This window comes from Opitutus sp. (assembly GCA_024998815.1).
In the GTDB taxonomy this organism is placed as follows: domain Bacteria; phylum Verrucomicrobiota; class Verrucomicrobiia; order Opitutales; family Opitutaceae; genus Rariglobus.
Genome location: JACEUQ010000001.1, coordinates 873,870 through 898,194, shown reverse-complemented (window position 1 = coordinate 898,194; position 24,325 = coordinate 873,870). Strand labels below are relative to the sequence as shown.

General features: G+C 59.9%; 19 protein-coding genes and 1 tRNA gene. 15 read left to right on the top strand and 5 right to left on the bottom strand.

Going from position 1 to position 24,325, the window contains the following annotated elements; all coding sequences use genetic code 11:
• Positions 1-2: 2 nt before the first annotated feature.
• The 8 genes from H2170_03875 to H2170_03840 all read left to right on the top strand — a co-directional run bounded on the left by H2170_03875 (position 3) and on the right by H2170_03840 (position 7,190).
• A complete protein-coding gene (locus H2170_03875; GenBank protein MCS6299225.1) occupies positions 3-650 on the top strand; it encodes a hypothetical protein in 648 nt (215 codons plus the stop codon).
• Entirely contained in the window at positions 647-2,047 is a 1,401-nt protein-coding gene (locus H2170_03870; GenBank protein MCS6299224.1) for a hypothetical protein, read from the top strand. Before H2170_03875 ends, H2170_03870 begins: the two co-directional genes overlap by 4 nt.
• Positions 2,048-2,174: 127 nt before the next feature.
• Positions 2,175-3,782: a DUF935 family protein gene (locus H2170_03865; GenBank protein ID MCS6299223.1), complete on the top strand. Its 1,608-nt coding sequence runs from the start codon at positions 2,175-2,177 to the stop codon at positions 3,780-3,782.
• Between the two features lie 29 nt (positions 3,783-3,811).
• Positions 3,812-4,822 carry a hypothetical protein gene (locus tag H2170_03860; GenBank protein MCS6299222.1) on the top strand — a complete coding sequence of 337 codons (1,011 nt, stop codon included), beginning with the start codon at positions 3,812-3,814 and terminating at the stop codon, positions 4,820-4,822.
• A gap of 43 nt (positions 4,823-4,865) precedes the next feature.
• On the top strand, positions 4,866-5,261 hold the full coding sequence (locus H2170_03855; protein MCS6299221.1) for a hypothetical protein: 396 nt from the start codon (positions 4,866-4,868) through the stop codon (positions 5,259-5,261).
• Positions 5,262-5,311: 50 nt separating this feature from the next.
• Complete coding sequence (locus H2170_03850; GenBank protein MCS6299220.1) at positions 5,312-5,704, top strand: hypothetical protein; 393 nt, start codon at positions 5,312-5,314, stop codon at positions 5,702-5,704.
• A gap of 97 nt (positions 5,705-5,801) precedes the next feature.
• Positions 5,802-6,704: a hypothetical protein gene (locus H2170_03845; protein ID MCS6299219.1), complete on the top strand. Its 903-nt coding sequence runs from the start codon at positions 5,802-5,804 to the stop codon at positions 6,702-6,704.
• A gap of 126 nt (positions 6,705-6,830) precedes the next feature.
• The gene (locus H2170_03840; protein MCS6299218.1) at positions 6,831-7,190 is read left to right on the top strand and encodes a hypothetical protein; all 360 of its coding nucleotides are present in this window, start codon (positions 6,831-6,833) and stop codon (positions 7,188-7,190) included.
• A gap of 448 nt (positions 7,191-7,638) precedes the next feature.
• Here the strand turns inward: H2170_03840 and H2170_03835 are convergent, their stop codons facing one another.
• Positions 7,639-9,228: a transposase gene (locus H2170_03835; GenBank protein MCS6299217.1), complete on the bottom strand. Its 1,590-nt coding sequence runs from the start codon at positions 9,226-9,228 to the stop codon at positions 7,639-7,641.
• 97 nt (positions 9,229-9,325) lie between these two features.
• Between H2170_03835 and H2170_03830 the strand changes: the two genes are divergently transcribed.
• Together H2170_03830 and H2170_03825 are read left to right on the top strand one after the other, a co-directional pair.
• Positions 9,326-10,858 carry a hypothetical protein gene (locus H2170_03830; protein ID MCS6299216.1) on the top strand — a complete coding sequence of 511 codons (1,533 nt, stop codon included), beginning with the start codon at positions 9,326-9,328 and terminating at the stop codon, positions 10,856-10,858.
• Positions 10,859-11,184: 326 nt separating this feature from the next.
• Entirely contained in the window at positions 11,185-12,264 is a 1,080-nt protein-coding gene (locus tag H2170_03825) for an SEL1-like repeat protein (GenBank protein MCS6299215.1), read from the top strand.
• Between the two features lie 536 nt (positions 12,265-12,800).
• On the opposite strand, the gene H2170_03820 is transcribed toward H2170_03825, so the two are convergent.
• Complete coding sequence (locus H2170_03820; protein MCS6299214.1) at positions 12,801-14,189, bottom strand: transposase; 1,389 nt, start codon at positions 14,187-14,189, stop codon at positions 12,801-12,803.
• An 817-nt stretch (positions 14,190-15,006) separates the two neighbouring features.
• Between H2170_03820 and H2170_03815 the strand changes: the two genes are divergently transcribed.
• From H2170_03815 to H2170_03795, 5 genes are all read left to right on the top strand, one after another.
• Positions 15,007-15,366, top strand: a complete 360-nt coding sequence (locus H2170_03815; GenBank protein MCS6299213.1) for a hypothetical protein — start codon at positions 15,007-15,009, stop codon at positions 15,364-15,366.
• Positions 15,363-16,829 carry an IS21 family transposase gene (locus tag H2170_03810; GenBank protein MCS6299212.1) on the top strand — a complete coding sequence of 489 codons (1,467 nt, stop codon included), beginning with the start codon at positions 15,363-15,365 and terminating at the stop codon, positions 16,827-16,829. Before H2170_03815 ends, H2170_03810 begins: the two co-directional genes overlap by 4 nt.
• Complete coding sequence (locus H2170_03805; protein MCS6299211.1) at positions 16,826-17,593, top strand: ATP-binding protein; 768 nt, start codon at positions 16,826-16,828, stop codon at positions 17,591-17,593. Before H2170_03810 ends, H2170_03805 begins: the two co-directional genes overlap by 4 nt.
• A gap of 536 nt (positions 17,594-18,129) precedes the next feature.
• Complete coding sequence (locus H2170_03800; protein ID MCS6299210.1) at positions 18,130-19,206, top strand: IS630 family transposase; 1,077 nt, start codon at positions 18,130-18,132, stop codon at positions 19,204-19,206.
• On the top strand, positions 19,206-19,487 hold the full coding sequence (locus tag H2170_03795; protein MCS6299209.1) for a hypothetical protein: 282 nt from the start codon (positions 19,206-19,208) through the stop codon (positions 19,485-19,487). Before H2170_03800 ends, H2170_03795 begins: the two co-directional genes overlap by 1 nt.
• Positions 19,488-19,591: 104 nt before the next feature.
• Here H2170_03795 and H2170_03790 read toward each other — a convergent pair whose 3' ends face one another.
• From H2170_03790 to H2170_03780, 3 genes are all read right to left on the bottom strand, one after another.
• Positions 19,592-20,932, bottom strand: a complete 1,341-nt coding sequence (locus tag H2170_03790) for a dicarboxylate/amino acid:cation symporter (protein ID MCS6299208.1) — start codon at positions 20,930-20,932, stop codon at positions 19,592-19,594.
• A gap of 227 nt (positions 20,933-21,159) precedes the next feature.
• On the bottom strand, positions 21,160-23,190 hold the full coding sequence (locus tag H2170_03785) for a carbon starvation protein A (GenBank protein ID MCS6299207.1): 2,031 nt from the start codon (positions 23,188-23,190) through the stop codon (positions 21,160-21,162).
• Between the two features lie 870 nt (positions 23,191-24,060).
• A tRNA-Glu gene (locus H2170_03780) sits at positions 24,061-24,135 on the bottom strand.
• Between the last annotated feature and the right edge of the window lie 190 nt (positions 24,136-24,325).

Sequence of the window (24,325 nt, the reverse complement as noted above, 5' to 3'; positions counted from 1 at the left end):
CGATGACCACCACGCGCCACATCATCGTTTGCGAAGGAGAGTCCGAGTGGGCCTACCTCCAGCGCCTGCAAGCCTTCCTCGATGACCAAGAGGTGCCGGCCGGTGCCTTTGAGGCGCCGCTTCGTTTCATTGGCCCCGAACACGCGATAGCCAAAACTGGCTCCTTTGGAAAAATCCAAAGCACCTACAAAAAGACCCGGACCGCTATCCGCGACGGTTCGCCGTCGCTCAACGCCATCGAGAAAGAAGGCATCGACCAGTCCACGTTCTACCGCCACCTGCAGCGCAAACCCGACCTCGTGCCAGTGCTCCAGTCGGCTCAGTTGGAGCGTGACCGCGTGCGGAATTCATCCCGCATCGAAGAAGCCGAGCTCGAGCTGAAACGCCGTGGCATCGACGGCTGGAGCGAGCCGGTTTTCGACGCCAAAGGCCAGCAATGCGGTGAGCGCCGACGCTACTCGGACGCCTGCTTAATCTTTTTCCTGAAGGCGCATAAGCCCGACGTGTACCGCGACCAACCCACCACCGTGGTGGCCACGCAGGTCAACATCACGCCCGACCGCGAAAAGGACATCATGCGCGAGTGGCGTTCCCGCCTCGGGGCCAGCGAAGCGCCTGCGTTACCCGCTGTGACGACGCCCACGCCATGAGCCGCTCCGCCCCTAAAAAAACCTACAAGCCCGACCGCCGCCTCGCGGTCACGCCGCTTGACCTCCTTTTGCCGTACCAACGCGCCTGGGTGCAGGACAAAGCCCGCTTCAAAATCTGGCTCAAATCCCGCCAAATCGGCGGTTCCCTCGCGGCCTCCTTCGAGGTGGTGGCGGACGCCATCGAGACGGGTGGCGACTGGGTCATCCTGAGCGCCGGTGAACGGCAGGCCTTAGAGTTCATGGACAAGGTCAATCGGGCAGCCGGGATTTTCTGCGACGCGGTCAGCTATTCCACCGGTTCCGAATACCGACCCGAAATCCAGAAATCCCAACTACGGTTTCCCAACGGTGCCCGCGTGCTCGCGTTGCCCGCGAATCCCTCCACGGCCCGTGGTTATTCCGCCAACCTGGTGCTCGACGAATTCGCCTTCCACGAAAACCCCGAGGAAATCTGGCGGGCCGTTTACCCGATCATCTCCAACCCGCTACGCGGTGCGCTGAAACTGCGCGTCATCTCCACGCCGGCCGGGCGGAACAACAAGTATTTCGACCTGTGGGAGCACGCGCCTGCTTTCTCGCGCCACAAGACCAGTGTGTATGACGCAGTATCGCAGGGTCTCGCCCTCAACGTGGACGAACTGCGGGCCAACTTGGCCGATCCCGAAGGCTGGGCGCAGGAGTTCGAGTGCCAGTTTATGGAGCACTCGTCGCAGGTTTTCCCCGCCGAACTCGTCAGAGGCTGCGAATGTGAGGAAGCAACACTCGATCCGCTTGCGGACCTCTATTCTCGAACCCTCCGGCCGCGACCGGCCTTGTTTATCGGCATCGACGTCGGTCGAAAACGGGATCTGACCGTAGCTTGGACCCTCGAACGCCTACACGGGGGCCAACTGATAACCCGCGAAGTCCTCGTCCTCGACCGCGTCCCTTTCCCGCAGCAGGAGGAAATCCTACTCCCGCGTGTAATGGCGGCGGCATTCACGGCGATCGACGCCACCGGCATCGGTGGACCGGTGAGCGAACACCTTGCGGCAGCGCTCGACGAAACCCGTTTCGAAGGCGTGACCTTCACCGGCGACCGCAAACGAGAACTCTTCGAGCGGCTCAAAAAAGTCCTCCAAGCCCGCACCGTTGGGCTACCCGCCGCCGCAGTGATCCGTGACGACCTCGGCAGCATGCAACGCATCGTCAGCCCGGGCGGAACGATCCGTTACGCCGCAGCTCGCACGGCCGACGGCCACGCTGACCGCTCCACCGCGTTGGCCCTCGCGATCCACGCCGCCCAACGCAACCCCTCCGCCGGAACGGGTGCCTTCGCCGCCGAACGCGTCCCCACCGGACTCAACGCCCGCCACCGCCCCGCGCTCACCCGCTACCGCTGCGCCTGGACCCGTTAACCTCCGCAATCGTTCTCGTTCTCTTACTCTTACTCGTTCTCTCGGTCCGAAATCCGACTCCGAACTCCGTGCCCTCATCCGATCTCCCGTCCGTCTCTGTGTAACCACGCCGAAATCCGAATCCCCCATGTCCCCATCCCCCATCATCCGACCCACCGCCCGCGACTTTGAACCGCAACTCTTCGGCCGCAGCCTCTCGCCCGACGCCATTGGTGAACTCCTCGACGCCGGCGCCCGCGGTGACCTCGCCGCTCAAAGCGACCTGTTTAACCTGATGGAAGACACCTGGCCGCGCCTCCGCGCCAACCTGCAAAAACTTAAAAACGCCATTCGCAAGCTGCCGCTCAACGTCCAGCCCTACACACCGAAAAACGGCAAACCGTCAGCCACAGCGCAGGAGAAAGCCGCCTTCGTGGAGTCGGCGTTGCACCTGCAACGCGGTTACGTGGACACCACGCGCGCCCCCCTCGGTTCGGCTGTTTACGAACTGATGGACGCCGTTGCCCGCGGTCTATCCGTGGTCGAAATCGACTGGACGACCGACACCACCGGTTACGTCGTTCCGGTCGGGTTCCGCCGCGTGCCGACTCGTTACCTCGGCATCGACACCGACGGCACCCTCGCACTCCGCCTCAACGGGAACAACGTCGCCACTTCAGATAGGAAGCTCGTCCCCTTTGCCAAATACCCCGGCAAATTTCTCACCGGCATTTTCCAGTCGAAGTCCGGCGCCCTCGGTGAAGCCGCCCAGCTCCGCGCCCTCGCACCGCTCTGGCTCGGTCACATGCTCGGCTGGGAATGGCTGGTGCAAAAGGCAGAGCTATTCGGCACGCCGTTACGTTGGGCTAACTATCCCGCGACCGCTACCCAGCTTGAAATCGACGCCATAACCTCGGCGCTCCGCAACATGGGCACCGCCTCATGGGGTGCGTTTCCACAAGGCACCAACCTGCAAATCATGCAGGGCACCACGCCGGGTGTGTCCGGTCCCAACGATCCCAGCGAACGCCTCATGGGTATCGCAGACCGCGCCTGCGACATCATGCTTTTGGGCCAAAATCTATCCGTTGAACACAACGGCGAAGGCAGCCGCGCCGCCACCGAGGTGCACCGAGAGGTCGAGCTGGATCTCTTCGAAACCTACGCCGAATACATCGTCGCCATCCTCAATGACCAACTCATCCCCCAGTTGATCGCCCAAAACTGGGGCACCGCAGACGAGGTCCCCTTCGTCGAAGTAGAAATCACCCGCCCTGAGCGTGAGCAGGAAATGGCCACCCGCGATAAAACTCTGTTCGTCGACATGGGCCTACCGGTTTCCCTGCAGTACCTTTACGAACGCCACAAGGTCCCGTCACCCGCCCCAAGCGAAGCACTGTTTCAACCGGCCAAACCTATCGCCTCAACAGTTCCAGCGACCTCCGCGCCCACCACCGCCAAAGCCTGCGCCTGCGGTTGTGGTGCGCCGATCGACGCCGCCAGCGAATCCGCGTCATCCCTCGCCGGCCGCCAAGCCGCTGCCGAGGCGGCCTTCCCCCAAGAACTCGCCCAGGCCGAAGCCGCCGGTGATTATCTGGTTTGGGATGCGATCCTCGACGGCCGCACCACCGAGGTGTGTCTCGGCCGCCACGGTCACCGCTGGGGCGACGGCTGGTTTTCGCCACCACCCGCCCACTACAACTGCCGCAGCTCCCTGATCCGCGTACCTAAGGCCAGTTACCAGCCGCCCAAGTGAGCGCCCACCGTTGACACCGTGGCGATGGCATGGACCTCGCCACCAACAACAAAAACGCACCGCTACACGCCGCCTTCGCCAACGCCCTGACCGAAGGCGCCGCGCTCCCCACCGACATCCAGTACATGCCGCCCGGTCGCCACCGCATCCGGGCGTCCCAGGGCGGCAAACCCGTCTCGGTCGAAGTGGCCGTGAACGCAGCCACCGCCGCCGTGCTGCAAACCTTCCTCGCCGCAAAATTGACCGCCGCCGCCGAAGGCCGCGAAGACCGGCCCTTTTTCGATTTTAACCACGAGGACCGCGAAGCCTCCGCTTGGCCGACCGAATTTTATTGGGCTGGTGGCGAGCCGCAGACCGGCGGCGTCCGCGCCCGCCTCGACTGGTCCGACGCCGGTAAAAAGTCGGTCGAAGGCCGCACCTTCCGCCGATTTTCCCCGACCTTCCACCTGGACGCCTCCGGCCAAGTGACCGGCTCCGAAATCAACATGGGCGGCCTGGTCAATCGCGCCGCGTTCAAGCGCATCGCGCCCCTGTTCGCGGCCGCACCGGTTGACACCACGCCCGAAGCGATGCCCATGCAAAACCTCATCGCCACCCTCCGTTCTCTTTCGCTCGTCGAAGCCTCTGCCACCGACGAAGCCGACCTCGTAGCCCAGCTCACCCGCCACGCCACCGCGCTCAAAAGCGAACTCGCCGGCCTCCAATTACTCATGGCGACGCAAGCCCGCCACCGCGCCGAAGCCCACGTTGACGCCGCTGTTCGCGCCGGTCGCCTCCCCGCCAAGGACACCGACACCCGCGGCTTCTGGGTCGATGCACTCCTCCGCGACGAAACCAAAGCAGTGAAAGCCCTCGAATCCCTGACGATCAACCCCGTGCTCGCCCGCCTCACCACCGGCACTGATGACACCGCCACTCCCGCCAGCCAGATCACCCGCCAAGAGCAGAAGTTAGCCACCATCCGCGCCGCTCACCCCAGCGCCGATTTCCAATCCATCTACGCCAAGGCCAAAGCCGAAAGCCCCGACCTCTTCCGCTAACCCAACTCCTAGCTCACAGCTCTAAGCTCCCAGCTCGCTCCCCATGAAAACCTCCCTCGCCCGTACCAACGCCATCCTCTCTTTCGAGGCCAACGCCGACCTCACCGGCTACGTTGGCCGCTTCATCGTCCTCACCGCAGGCAAAGCCGCCCTCCTCAGCTCGGCCACCGTCAAACCCCTAGGCGTCCTCCTCTGTGACGGCAAAGCCGATGAACGCGTCACAGTCGCCCTCGGCGCCGGCGGCCTCGCTGGCACCGTCCGCGTCAAACTCGCAGCAACGGTTTCGACCATCGGCGCCTACCTGCAGACCACCGCTGACGGCCGCGTTCAAACCGACGCCGGCACCGGCGCCCGCACCCTCGTTGCGCAAGCCCTCGAAACCGGCGTCACCGGCGAACTCGTCGAAGCCATCCTCATCGCCCCCCAATCCCTCACCTAATCCCGGCTCCAGGCTCACAGCTCATAGCTAATAGCTCCCAGCTCATTCCCATGCACCTCACCCGCACCAACGCGATTATCTCGGTTATGGCCGACGTCGATCTGACCGGCCAAGAAGGCCGGTTCGTTCGGCTTAGTAACAACGAAAGCATCTGCCTGGTTGATTACGCCCTCGAAAAACCCCTTGGACTGCTTCTTACCGGCGGCAAAGCCTACGAACGCGTCACCGTGGCGATTCCCGGCGGCCTCGCTGGCACGGTCCGAGTGAAAATCAACGGCACGGTCAGCTTTGGTGAACTGCTGCAACTCACCGCCACCGGCTGCGTTGAAGGCTATAGCAACGAATTCCCTCAGATGGTGATGGGTGTGGCCCTCGAATCAGGGAAAACCGGTGAACTGATCGAAGCCGCCCTCTACGTCCCGACCTACACCCCCGCCGCCTAACCTCCGAGTCGTTCTCGTTCTCTTACTCCTACTCGTTCTCCCGTTCCGAAATCCGACCTCTGCCATCTGCCCCCTGACCTCTGTCATCTTTCTTCTCATGAGCTCCTCCAAATACAACGTCACCCTGACCAACTACGCCCGCGGCCTGTCGCAAGACATCTCCGCCACCCTTGCCAACTTCCTCGCCCCCGAGGTCGTCGTCCCCGCCGCCACCGGCCAGTATAAAAACTTCGACGACAAGAACACCTTCCAGGTGATCGATACCTCCCGCGCCGTCGGTGGCCCCGCCAAACGCCTCGAATTCGCCGCCAGCGATCCCACCTACAACTGTCTCCCCCAGGCACTCGAAATCGCCATCGACGACCACGAACGCGACGAGGCAGGCGAAGGCGATCCCCTCCGTCTCGAAGAGGCCAAAACGCAGACCCTCGTCTCCTCTGCCGTCACCTCCCACGAAGCCAAAGTGTTCGCCGCCCTGACCGCGCTCGCGGCCGCCGCCAACATCACCCTGGCGAGTGACGACCCCATCGCCAAACTCGACGAACAAATCGAAGCCCTCGCCACCGACACCGGCCGCATGCCCAACCGCCTGGTAATTGGCCTGCCCCTCTGGAATAAACTGCGCAACAACGCCAAAGTGATCGCCCGCTTCCCCGGTGCGGCCTCGATCGGTGTGAGCATGGCCCAATTCAGCTCGTTGTTGCTCAACCCCAGCATCGACATCCGCGTCGGCATCTTGGCCCGGGACACGACCAAACTCGGCCTGACCAAAGCCAACGTAAACATCATCGGCCAGCAGTTGGTGATCTTCCACGCCAACGCCAGCCCCACGCTCTACGATCCGAGCTTCATGAAAACCTTCCGCCTCCGCCGTGGCGGAGTGGACGTGGTCCGCACCTACCGCGACGACGCCGCCCGGTCCGATATTCTGGCGGTCGACTGGAGCGAAGACATCCGAGTCACCAGCCCCGTCTGCGCCCGCAAACTCACCGCCAGCTAACGCCTCTCTTATTATAGAGAGCCCCACGGGCGGCCGGTCCAAGAAGACCGCCGCCCCTTTTTATGCCCATCCGCAATCGTTCTCGTTCTCCTACTCCTACTCCTACTCGTTCTCATCCGCACGGCCTTGGCTGAGGCCGATGCCGCTTTTGAAAGCCGCTTTGGCTATCGTCGCAAAGGTCAATGGGTCGTCGAAGTCTCCGATCCCACTCGCCGCGTCTGCCTACAGGCGGCCGATTATTTTCTATGGGCCGTGCAACGCTTTTTCGAAATACGCTTCGACGGTACTACCCAACAACCGGTGGTGGACAAATCAACCGGGGCACCGATGCGTGAAGACCGATTCCTCAACGCACTTTGGCCCCAAATCACGGAAATCCACGACTTGCACTTCGGGGAAGCGCCGGGTGTTCGTTGGACTCATGCGCGCCCGCTCAGTCTGGCGGAGCGGTTCACTGGCCTAAAAACGAAAAAACCGCAGATATAGGAACCTTGCGGTTCTCACGGCACGGGGCCGAGTTTTGTCTGCGGTGACGAGAACATCGTCCCATCGGGAATAAAACTCAAGTTCTATTCCACTCGATTGGTTGAAACCGAATCGAAGTCTTACTCCACTGAAAAGGAGGCCGTTTCATGGCTACATTTTGGCCGAACTACGTAAGCCCAGAAGCGAGAAAGCGTGAAAGCGGCACCCGGAGCAACCTCAGCTCGACGGATTCCGAAGCCCTATCAGTAAAATCCAGTTTCCTATCAGTAATGCGATGTCGTCGCCCGCGATGAAGGCTTTGCCCGTGCTGGTCGTCAGAAAACCTGCCGGACGGAGCACCGTTTCTAGGTTTTAACCTAAATCCGGCAATAGAAAGTGCGGCCGGCGGGCGTTGCCCGTCGGATAGATGAGGGTGGAGAGTGCTGCGGCAGGCTGAACGGAAGCGCGATCAGCTTGGGGCGGTGGCCAAAGGCGGTTCAGGGCCGAGTACAGGGAAGTTTTCCTGTAAAATCCTCGCTACGATTTGCCCCCAGCGCTGGGCGACACTCCATTGCTCCGCATTATGAAGGATACCATGTAACCATCTGGCCAGCTTTGTGATGAGTTCACTCAGGCGAGGTGCCTCGGCATGGCTCAAGCGCACGTCCAGGCGGCGTTGACCGGAGTGTTCGCTCTGCCGGGTCGCTCCGCAGAGCAGACGGGGACGTGTACTCACCGCCTCGTGGTGCTGACCGGGTTGAAGCAGGCGGTGATAGAGCGTCCACCAGTTGTAAACCAGTGCGGCCAAACGCGCGGCGTGCTGACAGGAGTTTAGCTCCTGGGAGGTAAACCCCGACCAGCTCCACTGGTTCTTGAGCTCGTCGAAGGGGTTTTCCGCGCCCCCACGTTCCCGATACAGGGTGGCAAGGGTAAGGATCTCGTAGGGCAGGCTCGTAACGAGGATCTGATGTTCGTAGATGATCGGCTCGCAGGCGGCCGCGTCGGGGATGTTCAGCAGCAAAGCGTGGTCGGCTTGCTCGCGCACGAGGCGGCGGCGGGCCCGGGGGTGGCGTTGGTCGTTGAGGCGACGGCGCAAGACCACCACACGTCGGGCCCGGTTCCAGCCTTGCAGGCGCAGGCAGCTTTCGCAGCCCTGCCAGCCTTGTCCGGCGTCGGTCCAAGCGGTGGTGGTGGTGCGTTCAAGCGCGGCCACCAGCTCGCGGGCCTTGGCGGTGCGGCGCAGTTTGAACAAATAGTTGAGTTTACGCGCTTCAGCTTCACTGAGCAGCGCCTCCTGGCCATAGGCGCAGTCACCGCGCAAAAGATGGGGCCGGCGCTCGGCTGGCAGTCGGTCGATGAGCGCCCACAGCCCCGCAAAACCATGTCCGGCGGCGGATTGATCGCCGGGGTGCACCTCCACGTCCAGACACAGGCGCAAGGTGGCGATCCAGTAGGTGTGGTAGGCGTGGCTGGGGCGTCCGGGCTTTTGCGGGTTATAGCCGATGCTGGCACCTTCCTGACGTCCATAGATGGGCTTGATGGTGACATCGATGTCGAGGATCCACTGGTTATCCAAAAACCCATGACAGGTTTGGTCGAGGTGACGCCGCAACCAGTCCTGCCCCTGCTCGGCACCGATGCGAGCCAGCGCCCGGCGCACACAATCCTCGCTGACAATCGACTTAAGTCCGAGCAGGCTCGGGGCAATGTCGTCGCCGCGCAGGGCCGCGAGGTGCGCGTAGCGATAGTGCCCGGAGAGCATCCCCAAAAGCAGGGTTCCAATCACGTCGCGAGGGCGGTGTGCGCGGTTGCTGCTGTAACAAAGCGGCGTGTCCGCAACCAGTGCCTCGAAGCCTCCTGTCGCACACAAGTACTGCGTGAAAAACACCAGTGCCCCCAAGGGGCTCACCGGCAACTCTGGGGCGAACTGCGCACGAAAACGTCCTCCGGGTGTATCCACAATCAACACCTCGGCGGCATCGCTTGGCGTTGCCTTGTGATCAGGGTTTTCTGACTCACCCTCGGGGTGAGCTTTTTCCGGCGGTAAAAACGGCGGCATATGACAGCCAAACAATCACCTGCGTGATTTTTGGCTAGTTTCTATTGCCGGATTTAGGTTTAATGCACCATTCACGCTTTAAAACCACGTCCGGCTCATGGTCTACAAAATCCAGTTTCCTATCAGTAATATGGAGGCCAACCCCGCAGACAAAACTCAACTCAATAAAGATGCCACCGCGGTTGATTTAATTGGGCAACCATGCAAAATATTAGGCACCCGCTTTACCTCGGGCGTAAAGTCCCCCAAATACTATAATACCCCCAACCGCAGGAACCATATGAAAAAGACATGGCGTGCCAGTTCTCTCGGGCTGTTGATCATGGCCCAACTCGGATTACCCTCGATTTGCGAAGCCAACCAATGCCCTGAACCAGTTCAATGCCCGGAACCCGTTAAATACCTGCAACTATGGAATAAACTGGGGTCCGACTGTGAGGTGGCCAAGAGTAAAGTGGGAGTGCCAGGCGTAAAGATTGGTGATCTTTATTATCAACCCGGTCATGCGGGCAATGGCTTCCGTTCGGCGCCCAGAACGGGAAACCTCGACATCCCCAATAACTACATCGAGTTTCGTGATTTACAGTTAGCGCCCAAGGGGGAAATCGAATTCTGGTACACCCCATCCTGGAGCGATTATCGCGTCGGCCATGTGGTGGACCTCCTCTATTATGGCCTCAAGGCAGCCCCAGACAAGATATCCATGTCATTAACATTCAATGACTGGCAGGACCGAGGAGCTTTTTTGGCAATCGACTATGATACAGCGAACCGTTCAGGCGCATACTATTACCCCGCCTTTGAACCGCAATGGACCCTCAATAAGCCGATAAAAATAACGATGAAGTGGGATGGCGGGCTGCCGGATGGCACGATTAAAACTCAACTGCTTTTTAATGACACGACTCCCTTTGGCATGGATCCCTCCGAGAACTTCGCTGAGGGAAACGGGGGCGGCTTTGTTTGGAATGAACCGATGAACTTGTATGTTGGCTCGCGGCCCTATCCGGAAGACTGGCAGCGGCATAATTGGGAACCGAATGTAGATGGCGTCATAGATGAACTCAAAGTGTGGGGCTACACCACTCCGCCGGTGGCCAACGCCGGCCCCGATCAAGCCGTCGTAAAATGCTGCCTGGTCAAGCTGGATGGATCCAATTCCTTCGACTGCGACGGTGATCCGCTTACCTATTCATGGGAATTGATCGGCAAACCAGCGTGCAGTGAGGCTAAATTACGCAACCGGACAACGGCGTTCCCCTCATTCGTGCCCGACCAAATCGGCCTGTATACTATAAAGCTTGTCGTCAACGATGGCCACGTCTGCAGCACCGCTGACATCATCCAAGTTTTTGCGAAGCCCTTGGGGCAAGTCTTCACCGAACTTGAAAAAGCAGTCAAAAACCTGGTAAAAAACGGAGTATTAACGTGTGCCCAAGGCAAGGCCTTGACGGTTAAACTGGAGCAGGCGCTCGCCAAACTGCCCAAGAATCCCAAAGCAACCATCAACTTGACCACTGCCTTCGTTCACCAAGTTGAGGAGCTGATTGCCGACGGGGTTATACCTATTGATACAGGAGGTCCCTTGCTGGATCTGGCGAATGGAATTATCGCCTGCCTGAAACATTAAATAGTCACGAATTATAATTATATAGCTAAGGGGATGTCCCCCTTATTGGGGTGATCGGGGCGGGCTGCGTATTTCGCAGTCCGCTGATGGCCACTCGTGATGTCAGTGGATAAGTCGGCCGCAAACCAGAACGTCGGAAAGCGTCACAAAGGGGCCTGGCCGTGTTTTGTGAGTTTTATGGTTTCGGTAGGCGGCCTGAAATGGGGTCAGCTTTGCAGAGCGAAGCGAGCAGGAAGAATGATAACAGAATCGTTTTTCGCACGGCTTTAGTTTTAACCGAAGAGAGTCGTCTTGCCTAGCGTTACCCGTTTGCTCTATTTCGCGAAATGATTTTTTTTGAAGTCCTATTTCTGTCCATTGGGCTGATGTCGAACTTTTTGGCTGATGAAGTTCCCGATGATGTGCGTAAGAATGCCGAGAATGGATTACCTGATGCACAGTCTTTTCTCGGATTCGCTTATTTCTTTGGCGATGGAGTGAAGAAAGACGTGGTGGAGGGCGTGAAGTGGTTTAGCAAAGCTGCTGAGCAGGGGCACGCTGGAGCACAGTTTGCCCTCGGTTGTGCTTACGCTAAGGGCGAAGGGGTGTCGAAGGATCAGGTTGAAGCAGCGAAGTGGTATCGTAAAGCTGCTGAGCAGGGCTATGTTGATGCCCAGTGTAATCTCGGTTGCGCTTACGCCAACGGTCAAGGAGTGCTCACGGACAAGGTGGAGGCAGTGAAATGGTATCGTAAAGCTGCTGAGCAGGGCGATGCCACTGCACAGTTTAACCTCGGTTTAGTTTACGATGAAGGCAGGGGAGTGCTCACGGACAAGGTGGAAGCAGTGAAGTGGTATCTCAAAGCCGCAGAGCAGGGTAAGGCTTCTGCCCAGTATAACCTCGGTTGCGCTTACGATAACGGTCATGGAGTAGCGACGGATCAGGCGGAAGCAGCGAAGTGGTATCTCAAAGCCGCTGAGCAGGGCTATGCTCCTGCTCAGCATAACCTCGGCTGCGCTTACGCCAACGGTCAAGGAGTGCTGACGGATCATGCGGAAGCAGCGAAGTGGTATCAAAACGCCGCAGAGCAGGGCTATGCTGATGCCCAGTATAATCTCGGTTGCGCTTACGCCAACGGTCAAGGAGTGCTCACGGACAAGGTGGAGGCAGTGAAGTGGTATCTCAAAGCCGCAGAGCAGGGCGACCCCACTGCCCAGTATAACCTCGGTTTCTCATATAGCAAAGGCACTGGAGTGTTAAAGGATTTAATTGAAGCCCACGCGTGGTGCAACCTAGCCAGTGCTGCTGGTGATGAAGATGCGCGGACATTCAGTCATGAGCTCGAAGGGAAGATGACAAAAGAACAAATCGCCGAGGCAACCAAGCGGGCGAAGGCGTTGCAGGCGACGATCAAAAAGCCTGAGTGATTTTGTGAGCACGAAAAGCACGGCGAGGAGTGAAACGGTGTCGGGCCTTCCGTATTCGAAAGTGGAAGTGCCAAAGCGGAGGGCCACCGTGTATTGCCCGCTGATCTCCGTCGCGGGATCTGAGCCCTCCCTCATTCAGTCCCAAATTATTTGTCAGCGATTTGCCAGCAAAGGTGTTTCTGGCTTCACTTAGGCGCAGTTAGGGTTAGTTTCTTTCCTTTCTCAAAATATTAACTACCAACATAAAGCACACTAAACGAAGGCTTTCGGTTGTTTGCCCAAGGGCGGTTCGAATCCCTCCCTCTCCGCCAAAATTCTCCTCTCAAGAGGAAAATCCGCTGCCTAGCAGCCCGTCGGACTGAAAAAAGCGGGTTCGGGCCAAGTCCCCGGCCCGCGCGCCAACTTTGAGTGTGGCGGATAGATTTTGGGGCCTAAAATACTCCTTCGGGCTGTGGCCCGTTGGATTAGGGCGGTTAATCAATGGCGCGTCCGGATTTTTTTGGTGTTTGAGGGTTGGTTTTCCTGCGTTGGCGAGGTTAGGCCGGCCGCAGTTTGGCGTTGAGGCGATGAAGACGCTTAAAGTTGTAGGCCAGGCACACCAGCTCCCATTCGAGGGATACTTTTTCCAGTCCGCGCATTAAAAAACGTCGGAAGCCGAGCGCCTCTTTTATAATACCAAAAATCGGTTCAATGGTTTCTTGCCGTAGTTTATATAACGCTCGTCCGGCGGCCGTAGCGGTGCGGTGGATCATGCGTTCGGCGAAGCTCGCCTCGGGGCCCGGTTGCGGCGGGTCTTCGTGCTGTTCGAGTTGGGCGATCGTGCGGCCATGCGGCTCCCGTTTCATCGCTGCATATACAGTTACGCCCGTTGTGGTTGCGTCCGGTGCGGACTCGGCCTTTGTCACCGCCGCTTCACTCACAAAACCACTGTCAATCAGTACGTTCGCCACCTCAATATGTTGCGCGATGGCCGCCAGGTTTGGCTCAAGCTGCTGTTTATCATTGGGCGCATTACAGACCCGCGCACCGACGATCAGGCGCGAGTCGGTGTCGGCCCCGGCTTGTGCATTATAACACTGCTGGAAGCCGTTGCCCGTTTTCATAATCCGGCTGACTTCATCGGTCAGGTTGACCTGGTCTTTCGTGCCCGGAGTGGGGTCGGGCTGAACGGGAACTGGGCCACGCGGTTTTTTACCCGTGTCGGCTTCGGACGCGGAGCGTTTTGCCATTTTAGCTTCATACTCAGCTTGTTCCGCCTGAAACCGCAGATGCGCCCGGGCCTCGATTTCCGCCTTGGCCTTGGCCAACGTCGCCTTGCGCTCCTCGCGCCGCTGGATCTCTGCGGGGATCGTCAACCCGTCTTGCAGCGGGATCGCGTCCGCAGCGTCGGCTTTGCGCAACAGTTCAGCGATTTCCAGATCAAGGACTTCCATCGTCTTAACCGCATGGGCATAACTCACCGCCGAGTGCTTGCTGGCGTTGGCAAGTATTTTGGTGCCATCGACGGCCACCGTGACGTTGCCGATCTTTAACACTCCGCACGCCGCAGACATCTGAAGTAATTGAGCAAAAGCTTTTTGCACCAATTCCCGGTTCTCCCGGCGGAACGTGCAAATCGTATCGTGGTCGGGGTGCGTGTCGGCACAGAGCAGGCGCACTGCCACGTTTTCATAGGTCGTGCGCTCAATTTGGCGGCTGGAAAAAACTCCCGTCGCGTAACTGTAAGTCAGTAAACTCAGGAGCATCGACGGCGGGTATTGCGCACTGCCGCTCCCACGCTGATTTACGGACACCGAACTGACGTCGATCAAGTCAACCGCATCGATGATAAAATGCACCAAGTGATCCGGCTTCACCCAATCCCGCAGGTCGGGCGGCAGCAGTAACGGAGTGCGCCGATCAATTATAACGAACTTGGTTGCCATGGAACTACTTAGTTACGCTTTTAATTGGTAGTCAATATAATACAAATATTTAATGCGTTTATTTTTCCAAGTCCGACAGGCTCCTAGGTTGCCAGTTGACGTGGCAACCTTCACATGGCCGACTGTGAGCGGCGAGCGGGAAAGCGTCTATTTCTGGCGGTTAGGAATGCACTTCTTCTTCGGTGGATCTTCTTCCCCTTAAAAAGAGTAATACTCTTCTTCCGTGGGTGGGTTTTCTTCCCTGTCCGGCTGGGGATATGAGGGGTGCGAATGGGTGGAGATTGAACCGGCGGGACGCTTGGCGGATGCACAGCGATGCATCCAACCGGTTCACGCAAGTGTTTGCACTGTGCCGATTTCTTTCTGCCCGACGCGCATAACCGCGAGCGTCAGCGCTACTGCGGGAAGCCGGGATGCCGACGGGCGAGCCGGGCGGCCAGTCAGGCCAAATGGTTGGCGAAGCCGGAGAACCTCGACCACTGGAAAGGCCCAGAAAATGTCCAACGGGTGCAGGAGTGGCGGAAGGCCAATCCGGGGTACTCAAGGCGGAGGGGGCCGCGACGGCGGGTGGCGTTACAAGACATCCCAACTACGCAATCCGTTGTGCACCAGCCTAAAGCCGAGCCGGTCGCCGAGGTGGCGTTACCGAATCCCTGCGTGCCGTTACAAGACAGATGGGAGTCGCAAAACCCTGTGCTCGTGGGGCTTATCGCGCAGTTCGCCGGAGTGACGTTACAAGAGGACCTCGAACCCATGCTGCGACACCTGCAATCCCGGGGGCGGGTGATCCTGGGCATCGACGTCCAGCCGCCCGATTATGCAAAAACAACCGATCGATCGCGAACAACTCCGGCGCACGCCGGCCCAGTTTAGCTGGCTGGACCACCGGCTGGTGCGGGGCAATTACCTGGGGCGGGCCAGTGCCCCCGCCTGGGGACTTTATCTGGTCCTGGTAACCGTGGGTGACGCCGACGGGCTGAGTTACTACGCCACGCGCACCCTGGCCCGGCTGCTCACGCTCAGCGAGGACGGCCTGGTCGAGGCGCGTCGGCAGTTAATCGAGGCCGGGGTGATCGCCTACGCCGCGCCACTTTACCAGGTGCTTTCCTTGGACCGGGGCAGGCCATCGCACACGCTGGCGGTAACGCCGTCGCCGAGCCGGGAGGTGGGGGCGTGATCAATTACGAACTGTATTGCCGGATAAAACAGGCGGAGGCTGCCGGTCACAGTGCGCCGCAAATCACCCGCTCGCTCCAGTTGCACGTGCAGACGGTGAGGCGCTGGCAGGCGCAGGAAAAGTACGCGCGCAGCCAGGCCGCGCAGGTGCCTAGGCCAAGCAAGCTCGACGTGCACAAGCCGGCGATCGCGCGGTGGCTGGAGGCCCATCCGTTCACCGCCATGCAGCTCTGGCAAAAGGTGCGCGAGCGGGGGTACACGGGCGGGTATTCAATTTTGAAAGACTACGTGCGGCGGGTGCGGCCGAGGAACCTGGAGGCGTTTCTTACCCTCAAGTTTGCCCCCGGCCAGACCGCGCAGGTGGACTGGGGCAGTTTTGGCGCGGTGGAGGTGGACGGCACCCGGCGGGCTTTAAGTTTTTTCGTCATGGTTTTGGGGTACAGCCGGTTCCTGCATGTGGAATTTACCCTCGGGCAGGGCCAGGAGTGGTGGCTGGGCTGTCACCGGCGCGCCTTTGAAAAACTCGGCGGGGTGCCGCGCGAGGTGATGGTGGACAACTGCAAGACGGCCGTCCTCTCGCATGTGCCCGGGACCGACCCGGTGTACAACGCCCAGTACCTGGACTTTGCCCGGCACTACGGGTTTACGATAAAAGCGTGCGGGCCGGGGCATCCGCAGTCCAAGGGCATGGTGGAAAACGCGGTGGGTTACGTGAAAAAAAGCTTCCTTGGCGGGCGGCAGATGAACGGGTTTACCGAGCTGGGGCCGGCCGCCAGCTTGTGGCTGGAAACGGTGGCCAACGTGCGCGTTCACGCTGAAACCCAGGGCCGGCCGGTGGACCGGCTGCCCGAGGAGCGCGCTGCGCTCCTGCCGCTTAACCCGGTGGCCAGTCCGGCGGTGCGCACCTTAAGCGTGCGGGCGTCGCGGCGGTGCCGGGTGAGTATCGAAACGAACCGCTACTCGGTGCCCACGAAGTTTGCCGGGGCGCTACTCACCGCGCAGATCGAGGGGGCGCAGGTGAGGTTTTATGCGGACCGCACCCTGGTGGCCGAGCACGCCCGCAGTTTTGCCCGCCGCGCCGATGTGGAAAACCCCGAGCACGTGCGCGAACTCGAAGAGCGCAAACGGCAGGGAGCGCGGCAGCGCCTGCGGCTACGGTTTTTGGAACTGAGCCCGGCGGCACCCGCCTACCAACGGGGGCTGGAGGAGCGCCGGCTCAACGCGGGACACCACCTGGCGACTATCGTGGGTTTGGTGGCCCTGTATGGAACGGAGGCAGTCGGCCGGGCGATCGAAAGCGCCCATGAACTCGGCGCCTACTCCAGCGATTACATCCTCAACTTGCTCGAACAACGCGCGCGGGCCTTGCCGCAAGCCGGGCCGATCCACCTCACCCGCGCCGACGCGTTGGCCGCGTTGGAACTCGAACTGTGTCCCCCGGATTTAAGCCCCTACACTCTATGAAAACAGAACCCGAAAAACCCGATTTATTAAAAGACCAGCTTAAGTATCTGAAACTCGGTTACCTGTTGCGTCACCACGGCGAACTGACCGCCGAGGCGGCCAAGGCGCGCTGTTCGCACGCCGAATTTTTACGCCGACTGGTGCAGGCCGAGACCCAGGACCGCCAGATCCGGGCGCTGGAGCGGCGCATCCAGGCAGCGCGCTTCCCGGTCAAGAAAACCGTCGACCAGTTCCAGTGGGACTGGCCCAAGGAGTTGAACGAAGCGCAGGTGCGGCACCTCTTCGAACTGGGTTTTGTGAAGGAGCGCACCAACGTGGTGTTTTGCGGTGGTGTGGGGCTTGGGAAGACACATCTCGCGAGCGCGTTGGGCTACGCGGCCTGCCAGGCGGGTTACACGGTGCTGTTTACGACGGCGGTGGACGCGATCAACGCCCTGGTCACCGCCCAGTCCCTGCACCGGTTGCAAGCCGAGTTGAAGCGTTACATGACCCCTGCGGTGCTCGTGCTCGATGAGGTCGGCTACCTGCCGCTCGACAAGTCGGGGGCCGACCTGCTCTTCCAGATCGTCAGCCAACGCTACGAACGCGGCTCGCTGATCGTCACCACCAACAAGGCCTACAAACACTGGGCAGGGATCTTTAACAACGACGCTGGCATCACCGCGGCGATCCTGGACCGCCTACTGCACCGGGCCCAGACCGTCGTCATCGAGGGCAAATCCTACCGCATGAAAGACCGCCTAGCCGACGAACCTGCAAGCTGACCGGGCCTGATGATCGGCCCCTGGCGGGGCCGGTCATCGGCTTTTACGACAGGTGATTTTGTAACCGCCAGAAATAGACGGTGTTCGCGCCGCCGCTCACAGTAACGCCCCTTTACACCGTGCGTGGCTATTAGCCGCCTGCGCTCCAGGAGTCCGTTTGGCATGCACTTTCCCTAATTCTCCGGTCCACCTTTCATTGTAATCTAAAATCCCTGCTTTTACTGCTCCCGCTTCCGACCCTAGGCGCAGTCTCCTTCAACTGAGCGGCTTCGCACTATGACACCTACCTGCCCGAGCGCCTCGGCGTGGCCAGGGACGAGGCCAGCGACGCCCTGCTATTTCAGGGTGAATGGGAATTGCTCTACGATTTCGACGGGCCTAAGCCACTGGCGGGCGTCGAATTCAAGGACGGGCGGGGCGACCTGAGCCAGGTTGTTTCGCATGTCCGGCCAGCAAGCGCTGTATTGGCATCCGAAACCTAGTGTAGTGTGCGAGAAATAGTGTAACTAAATTAACGGCCGAGCGTCTGTAGCTGAATGAGAAAAGCAGCCCCAGTTAATTTGAAGGAGGAGCAGAAGGCCGAATTGAGCGCATGGGCGAAACGAGGCGGCACACCGCAGAAGCATGCCCAGCGGTGCCGGATCGTGCTGCTTGCCGCTGAAGGCAACGGCAACGAATGGATCGGCAATAAGTTGGGAATGAGTCGGCAGAAGGTGGCGCGCTGGCGGGGGCGTTATTTGGAGTCGGGGTTGCCGGGACTGCTACGGGACCGTGCCGGGCGAGGTCGTCGCGCCAAGATCAAGCCGGAGGACAAGGCCGAACTGATACGGCGCACACTGGCGGAAACACCTCCCATGGCGACACAGTGGAGCACGCGGCGCATGGCGGCAGTCAGCGGACTGGCCGCCAGCAGCGTAGGCTTGATCTGGCGCAACCACGGAGTGAAACCGCACTTGGTGCGGGGCTTCAAATTATCGAAGGACAAGCGCTTTGTGGAGAAGCTCGAGGAGATCGTCGGGCTCTATCTCAACGCCCCCGAGCACGCCTTGGTTTTGTGCTGCGATGAAAAAAGCCAGATCCAAGCTCTGGACCGCAGCCAACCCGGCCTGCCTTTGCGACAAGGCAAGGTGGCAACCCAAACCCACGACTATAAGCGTCACGGCACCACAACACTCTTCGCCGCCCTCAATATGGCCGACGGAAAGGTCATCGGTACCTGCCAAAAACGCCACCGCCATCAGGAATGGTTGAAGTTCCTGCGCCTGATCGACGCGAGCACCCCGCCCGACAAGCCCCTGCACCTCATCGTCGACAACTATGCCACCCACAAGCACGAGAAGGTCCGCCGCTGGCTGGCCAAGCACCCTCGTTTCACGATCCACTTTACCCCAACGTCGGCTTCCTGGCTGAACATGGTCGAACGCTTTTTCCGTGATCTTACCGTCAATCGCCTCCGCCGCAGCATCTTCAGGAGCCTCGACGAACTGCTCGCTGCCATCGAAACCTACTTGGCCGATCATAACCGCTCGCCCAAACCCTTCATCTGGACTGCCAAGGCCTCCGACATCCTCGCCAAGGTTCAGCGCGCCCGCTCATCGATCAATAATAAGTAATGTTATTTATCGTCCACTACACTAGCGGGGAGGTGAGTTTCGCGGCCGGCCTGACCTTGAAAAAATCGTGTAAAGGCTTCGCCTTCAGTGCCATTTACTACCTAAGCCTTGGGGTGTTTTTGGCCAGTCGCCAGGCCACGCCGCCCGCGTTCCGCGCCGAACTGCTCGCCGCCGATGGCGCGGTAAACCTCGGAAACTCCGTTCTCTCATCTAGAAAATCGACCTATCACTCGCCCGCCTCTCTCGCCGCGTTGAACGCGCATCCCAATTCGTGTTTTTAGATGATCTTCACGAAGTCGCTTCTTGGGGCCGGAAGTCAGTGGGCAAACACCCAATCATTATCTCGAGAGTGCTACACCCGTTTTCCGCGCGGGCCGACGCGACTTCAGGTCAACGAAGGTGCCGCCCGCTCCCCGTCGCTTGCGTCCGCCTCGCTCTTGGATACCAGCACCGCGATAACGAGATCGCCGGTCACGTTGAGTGTCGTTCGGCACATATCGAGCAACCGGTCGATACCGAGGATGATCGCAATGCTCTCGCCCGGCACACCAATGGTCACCAATACCCCCACCACCAGCGGCAGTGAACCGCCTGGAACGCCCGCCGTACCGAGTCCGGCCATGATGCACATCAACGCTACCACCCCCTGCTGCCCCAACGACAGATCCACGCCGAAGACCTGCGCGAGAAACAACACGGTCACCCCTTCGTATAGCGCGGTGCCGTTCTGGTTGGCGCTCGCGCCCACCGTGAGCACAAATCGACTGATCCGCGCCGGGAGTTTTAGGTTGGTCTCCGCCACCCGCAATGAGACCGGCAACGTGGCGTTACTCGACGAGGTGCTGAACGCCGTGAGCAGGACTTCTTTGATGCTTTTAAAAAACGCAAGCGGAGACACACCTCCAATAAACTTCAGGACTAGCGGGTAGGTTACGCATTGCTGGATGCCGAGACCGAGGATCACCACGGCGGTATAAAACCCGAGGCTGCGCAAAACATCGGCGCCGATTTGTGCGGTGAGGGCGAAACCTAAGCAAGCCACGCCCAGCGGCGCCAATTTCATGGCAAAACTGATAATGACCATGCAGACCTCAAAAACCCCCTTCAACACAGCGGTGAGGGGCGCGCTTTTCTCCTGCGGCAACATGGCCAGCGCCACTCCGAAAAACAGGCTGAAGACCATGACCGCGATCAAGCCACCTCCCGTGTAGTTGGGCGTGAAGGCATTGACGGCTTCAGCCAGTGGATTTTGCGGTATCAATCCCAGTAGCGTGTCTGCCAGCGGGGTCTCCTTGACCCCCTGCGCGACCTTCTCGGCGGCGGCGCCGAGATAACGCGCCCGGAGCGTATCGCGCGTCGCCTCGGTCATGTGGTGCCCCGGCGCGAACACATTAACTACTCCCAAGGCGACCAGCACGCCCGTGCTGGTGAGCAGCAACGTAAATCCGAGCGATTTCAGGCCGACGCGCCCTAGTTTTCGCACATCGCCCATCTCGGCCACACCGAGCACGATCGCGGAAAAAATCAGCGGGATCACGATCATGAAAATGATCCTAATAAACAGCTTCCCCAGGGGCTGGACCGCGTTTGTAAGCCACCACGACAAGCGCGCCAAACCCTCGGGTGTAACCACGCGTTGATTGACGATGATGCCGGCCACCACACCCAGAACCAGTCCACACAAAATCAGGGCAGCGCCGGACCACTTCCAGAATTTCCACGTCATGGGGTGAAACCCTGCCCCGAATGCTCGCCACGGGGCAATGACTTTACGAAACCCAGCGGCAGCCTGAGTGGTATTAAAGAGCCGTGCCGCAGTCCCGACTCGGTGTCATAGGGTGTTTTTTGGTGGCCCATGGTTTGGGGTGGGGGCGACCCATCTAAAACGGTGAGGGGCGACTAACCGCTAGAGGACGTTCGTGAAAGGCTGCGGTTCAATTCCTTGAACTCCCCTCACTTCGCCGCCGCCGTCACGTAGGGCGCTTCGGTGAGCGCCGGCACGCTGCGTCCCGCCAGCAGCCGCCACCACACCCGCGCGCAAGCTCCGACCACCAGCAGTACCAGAATCATGAAAATCGCCACCACCGCCGCGTTGATTTGGTTGTTCAATAACTGGTGCTTCCAAGCGTCCATTTGCGTGGCCGTGCCGCCGCCGGCGATCAGGCGCCGGTAGGAATCGGCCGCACTCAAGAAGCCCAGCTTCGGGTTGGCGCTGAAGATTTTCATCCACCCGGCCGAGAGCGTCACCACCAGCAGGAAAGCGAGCGGGGCCACCGTTACCCAGATGTACCTCACGCGACCCATTTTTAACAGCACGGTGGTGCCGAGCGCGAAGGCGATCACCGCCAGCAGCTGGTTAGCCACCCCGAAGATCGGCCAGAGCGAATTGATCCCGCCGAGCGGATCGACGATGCCTTGGTATAAAAAGTATCCCCATGCGCCGACGAACAGTACGCTCGCCAGCCACGCGGCGCCGGTGGACTCGGTGCGCCCGAGCGGTTTCCACAGGCTACCGAGCAAATCCTGGACGAGGAAGCGGCCGACCCGCGTGCCGGCGTCGATCGTGGTCAGGATGAACAGAGCCTCGAACATGATAGCAAAATGATACCAGATCGACACCGCCATGCCGCTGCCGAGCACTCCGGAAAACATCTGCGCCATGCCCACAGCAAAGGTCGGCGCCCCGCCGGTGCGGCCGACCATGTTTTTCTCGCCCACCGACGTGGCCAGATCGGCCATTTGCGTCTCGGTCACAGGAAAACCCAGGGCGGTAACCGCGTGGGTCACGTCGGCTGGCAGGCCCTTCATGTTGATGGCAAAATACTCACCCGGAGGCATCGCACAGGCGGCGATCAGCGCCATGATGCCGACGAGCATTTCGGTGACCATCGCGCCGTAGCCGATCACCCGGATGTCGCGCTCGCTGGTCACCAGTTTGGGCGTGGTTCCCGAAGCGATCAGGGCGTGAAAGCCCGAAACCGCCGCGCAGGCGATGGTGATAAAAATAAAGGGAAATACCGGCCCGGCGAACACCGGCCCCGATCCGTCGATGAACCGGGTTAGCGCGGGCATTTCCAAAGTCGGCGCAAGGATCACGATCGCCACCGCCAACACCCCGACCGCGCCAATTTTCAAAAACGCGCTGAGGTAATCGCGCGGTGCCAACAGCAGCCACACCGGCAGCACCGAGGCGAGCAGCCCGTAGCCCATGATCGCCCAAGCCAGGGACGTGCCGTCGAGGGTGAGTGGCGCGGCCCAGGCCGAACCCTCGATCCAGTGACCGCCGACGACCGACCCCATTAAGCCGATGACCCCGAACACACTCGCCCAACCCACCGAAACGCGGCCGTACTGGATGGCCACGCCCATGACCATCGCGATTGGGATCGAGGCGAGAATCGTAAATAAGCCCCACGGGCTTTCCGCCAGCGCCTTAACGACCACCAGCGCCAGCACCGCCAGCAGGACAACCATGATGGCGACGATGCTCACCAAGGCGACATTGCCGGCGAACGAACCCACCTCGTCGCGCACCATGCGCCCAAGCGATTTGCCGCCGCGCCGGATCGAACAGAATAAAATCACGCTGTCATGCACCGCGCCGCCCAGGGTCGCGCCGACCAGGATCCACAGCATGCCGGGTAAATAGCCGAATTGGGCCGCCAGCACAGGGCCGACCAGCGGGCCGGGCCCGGCGATCGCCGCGAAATGGTGGCCGAACACCACCCAGCGGTTGGTCGCCACGAAATCCCTGCCATCGGCGTGAGTCTTCGCGGGAGTTGCCCGCAGGTCATCGAGCGTGAGCACCTTGGCCATCAGCCAGGCCGAGTGAAACCGGTAAGCCAGGGTGAACACGCACAGCGAGGCGACGACCATCCAGACGGCGTTGACCCGCTCGCCGTGCAAGAAGGCGAGGTGGGCGAGCGTGCCTGCGCCGGTGAGGGCGACCAGTAGCCAGCCGAGGAACGACAGCCACGAGGGCATTTTTATAATCCAGGGAATGCCCCGCCAGACGGCGGGTGAGTCGGAAGCGGGCGTGGGTTTCATGATTTGGGGAAATTCAGGGGCACTGCGCAAAGGGGCACGAAAAAAATGAATGAAAAATGGGGGATGGAAAAATAGCGCGGGGTTCGTGTCTGCGCCGGGGCCGAGTTGAAGCGATCCTGTCGGCGATAAACGCGGAACGAACGGGCACTCAAAAACAAAAGAGCTGCGGGCGTCGAACCGGTTAATCAACCGTGCAACTCATGTAATTGAGTGATGGCACCGAATTGAGCGCGGTCAGATTCGAAATATTGCCGACGATGGCGCTGCCACCTAATGAAGTCGAATACGTCGGATTGATTGATTGAGGTACTGCCCCTCGCTCAACCCAGCGGCCAGTTGGGCAGCCTTGATTTCGGCGAGTTCTTTGGCCTTCGGACGATCGGCCGCCGCGAGTTCCTCTCGTAGGGCTTTTAGCCGAACTTCAACATCGGCAAGGGTAGCGAAAAGCTGGTTTGCACAGCCCTTTTCGCTGATTTCGCCTCTGATGTGTTCGGCGCGGATTACATTCCGGGCAATAGGCAGGCAGGTGCCAGAGGCGAAGTCGCTCTGGTACCGGCAACTCGGCGATCTTGGCCGGGGGCAATGCGTCCGAAGCTCGCATCAAAACCGTTTGGATGCGCCGCTGCTCCGGCACGTCCTTGGCTCGGCGAAGCAAGACCCGTATCCTCTCCGGCGGTATCTGCCGGAAAATCTTTAGGTGGGCGCATAAAAAAGCCTTCTGGGGCACCCTCAGAAGGCTTGGTCATTATATCTTAGAAAGCGAAATGGTGTAATACGCCTAACTCTTAGGCCAATTACCGCTGAAAGTGGTGCCCCCACGGGGAGTTGAACCCCGCTTTAAGGATTGAGAATCCCTTGTCCTAACCGATAGACGATGAGGGCGTCTGTTGGAGCGGTGAAGAGTTTAGTTTTCTGGGCCGTCGTCAAGCGTGAGTTTTGGGAATTTCTCGTCGGCTCTTTCAGCTCTCCAATGTGGGGCATCCACGCATCCCTTCGCGGTTTTGTTGCCAGTCGCTATTCTTTAAAATCGATACCGTTTTTAAATCGCATGAAGCGACAGAATTCATCACAC

Bases quoted from the DNA above. Each gene is read 5' to 3' on its own strand.
- H2170_03875 (MCS6299225.1), top strand. From the start codon at position 3: ATGACCACCACGCGCCACATCATCGTTTGCGAAGGAGAGTCCGAGTGG.
- H2170_03870 (MCS6299224.1), top strand. From the start codon at position 647: ATGAGCCGCTCCGCCCCTAAAAAAACCTACAAGCCCGACCGCCGCCTC.
- H2170_03865 (MCS6299223.1), top strand. From the start codon at position 2,175: ATGTCCCCATCCCCCATCATCCGACCCACCGCCCGCGACTTTGAACCG.
- H2170_03860 (MCS6299222.1), top strand. From the start codon at position 3,812: ATGGACCTCGCCACCAACAACAAAAACGCACCGCTACACGCCGCCTTC.
- H2170_03855 (MCS6299221.1), top strand. From the start codon at position 4,866: ATGAAAACCTCCCTCGCCCGTACCAACGCCATCCTCTCTTTCGAGGCC.
- H2170_03850 (MCS6299220.1), top strand. From the start codon at position 5,312: ATGCACCTCACCCGCACCAACGCGATTATCTCGGTTATGGCCGACGTC.
- H2170_03845 (MCS6299219.1), top strand. From the start codon at position 5,802: ATGAGCTCCTCCAAATACAACGTCACCCTGACCAACTACGCCCGCGGC.
- H2170_03835 (MCS6299217.1), bottom strand. From the start codon at position 9,228: ATGCCGCCGTTTTTACCGCCGGAAAAAGCTCACCCCGAGGGTGAGTCA.
- H2170_03830 (MCS6299216.1), top strand. From the start codon at position 9,326: ATGGTCTACAAAATCCAGTTTCCTATCAGTAATATGGAGGCCAACCCC.
- H2170_03825 (MCS6299215.1), top strand. From the start codon at position 11,185: ATGATTTTTTTTGAAGTCCTATTTCTGTCCATTGGGCTGATGTCGAAC.
- H2170_03820 (MCS6299214.1), bottom strand. From the start codon at position 14,189: ATGGCAACCAAGTTCGTTATAATTGATCGGCGCACTCCGTTACTGCTG.
- H2170_03815 (MCS6299213.1), top strand. From the start codon at position 15,007: ATGCAAAAACAACCGATCGATCGCGAACAACTCCGGCGCACGCCGGCC.
- H2170_03805 (MCS6299211.1), top strand. From the start codon at position 16,826: ATGAAAACAGAACCCGAAAAACCCGATTTATTAAAAGACCAGCTTAAG.
- H2170_03800 (MCS6299210.1), top strand. From the start codon at position 18,130: ATGAGAAAAGCAGCCCCAGTTAATTTGAAGGAGGAGCAGAAGGCCGAA.
- H2170_03795 (MCS6299209.1), top strand. From the start codon at position 19,206: ATGTTATTTATCGTCCACTACACTAGCGGGGAGGTGAGTTTCGCGGCC.
- H2170_03790 (MCS6299208.1), bottom strand. From the start codon at position 20,932: ATGACGTGGAAATTCTGGAAGTGGTCCGGCGCTGCCCTGATTTTGTGT.
- H2170_03785 (MCS6299207.1), bottom strand. From the start codon at position 23,190: ATGCCCTCGTGGCTGTCGTTCCTCGGCTGGCTACTGGTCGCCCTCACC.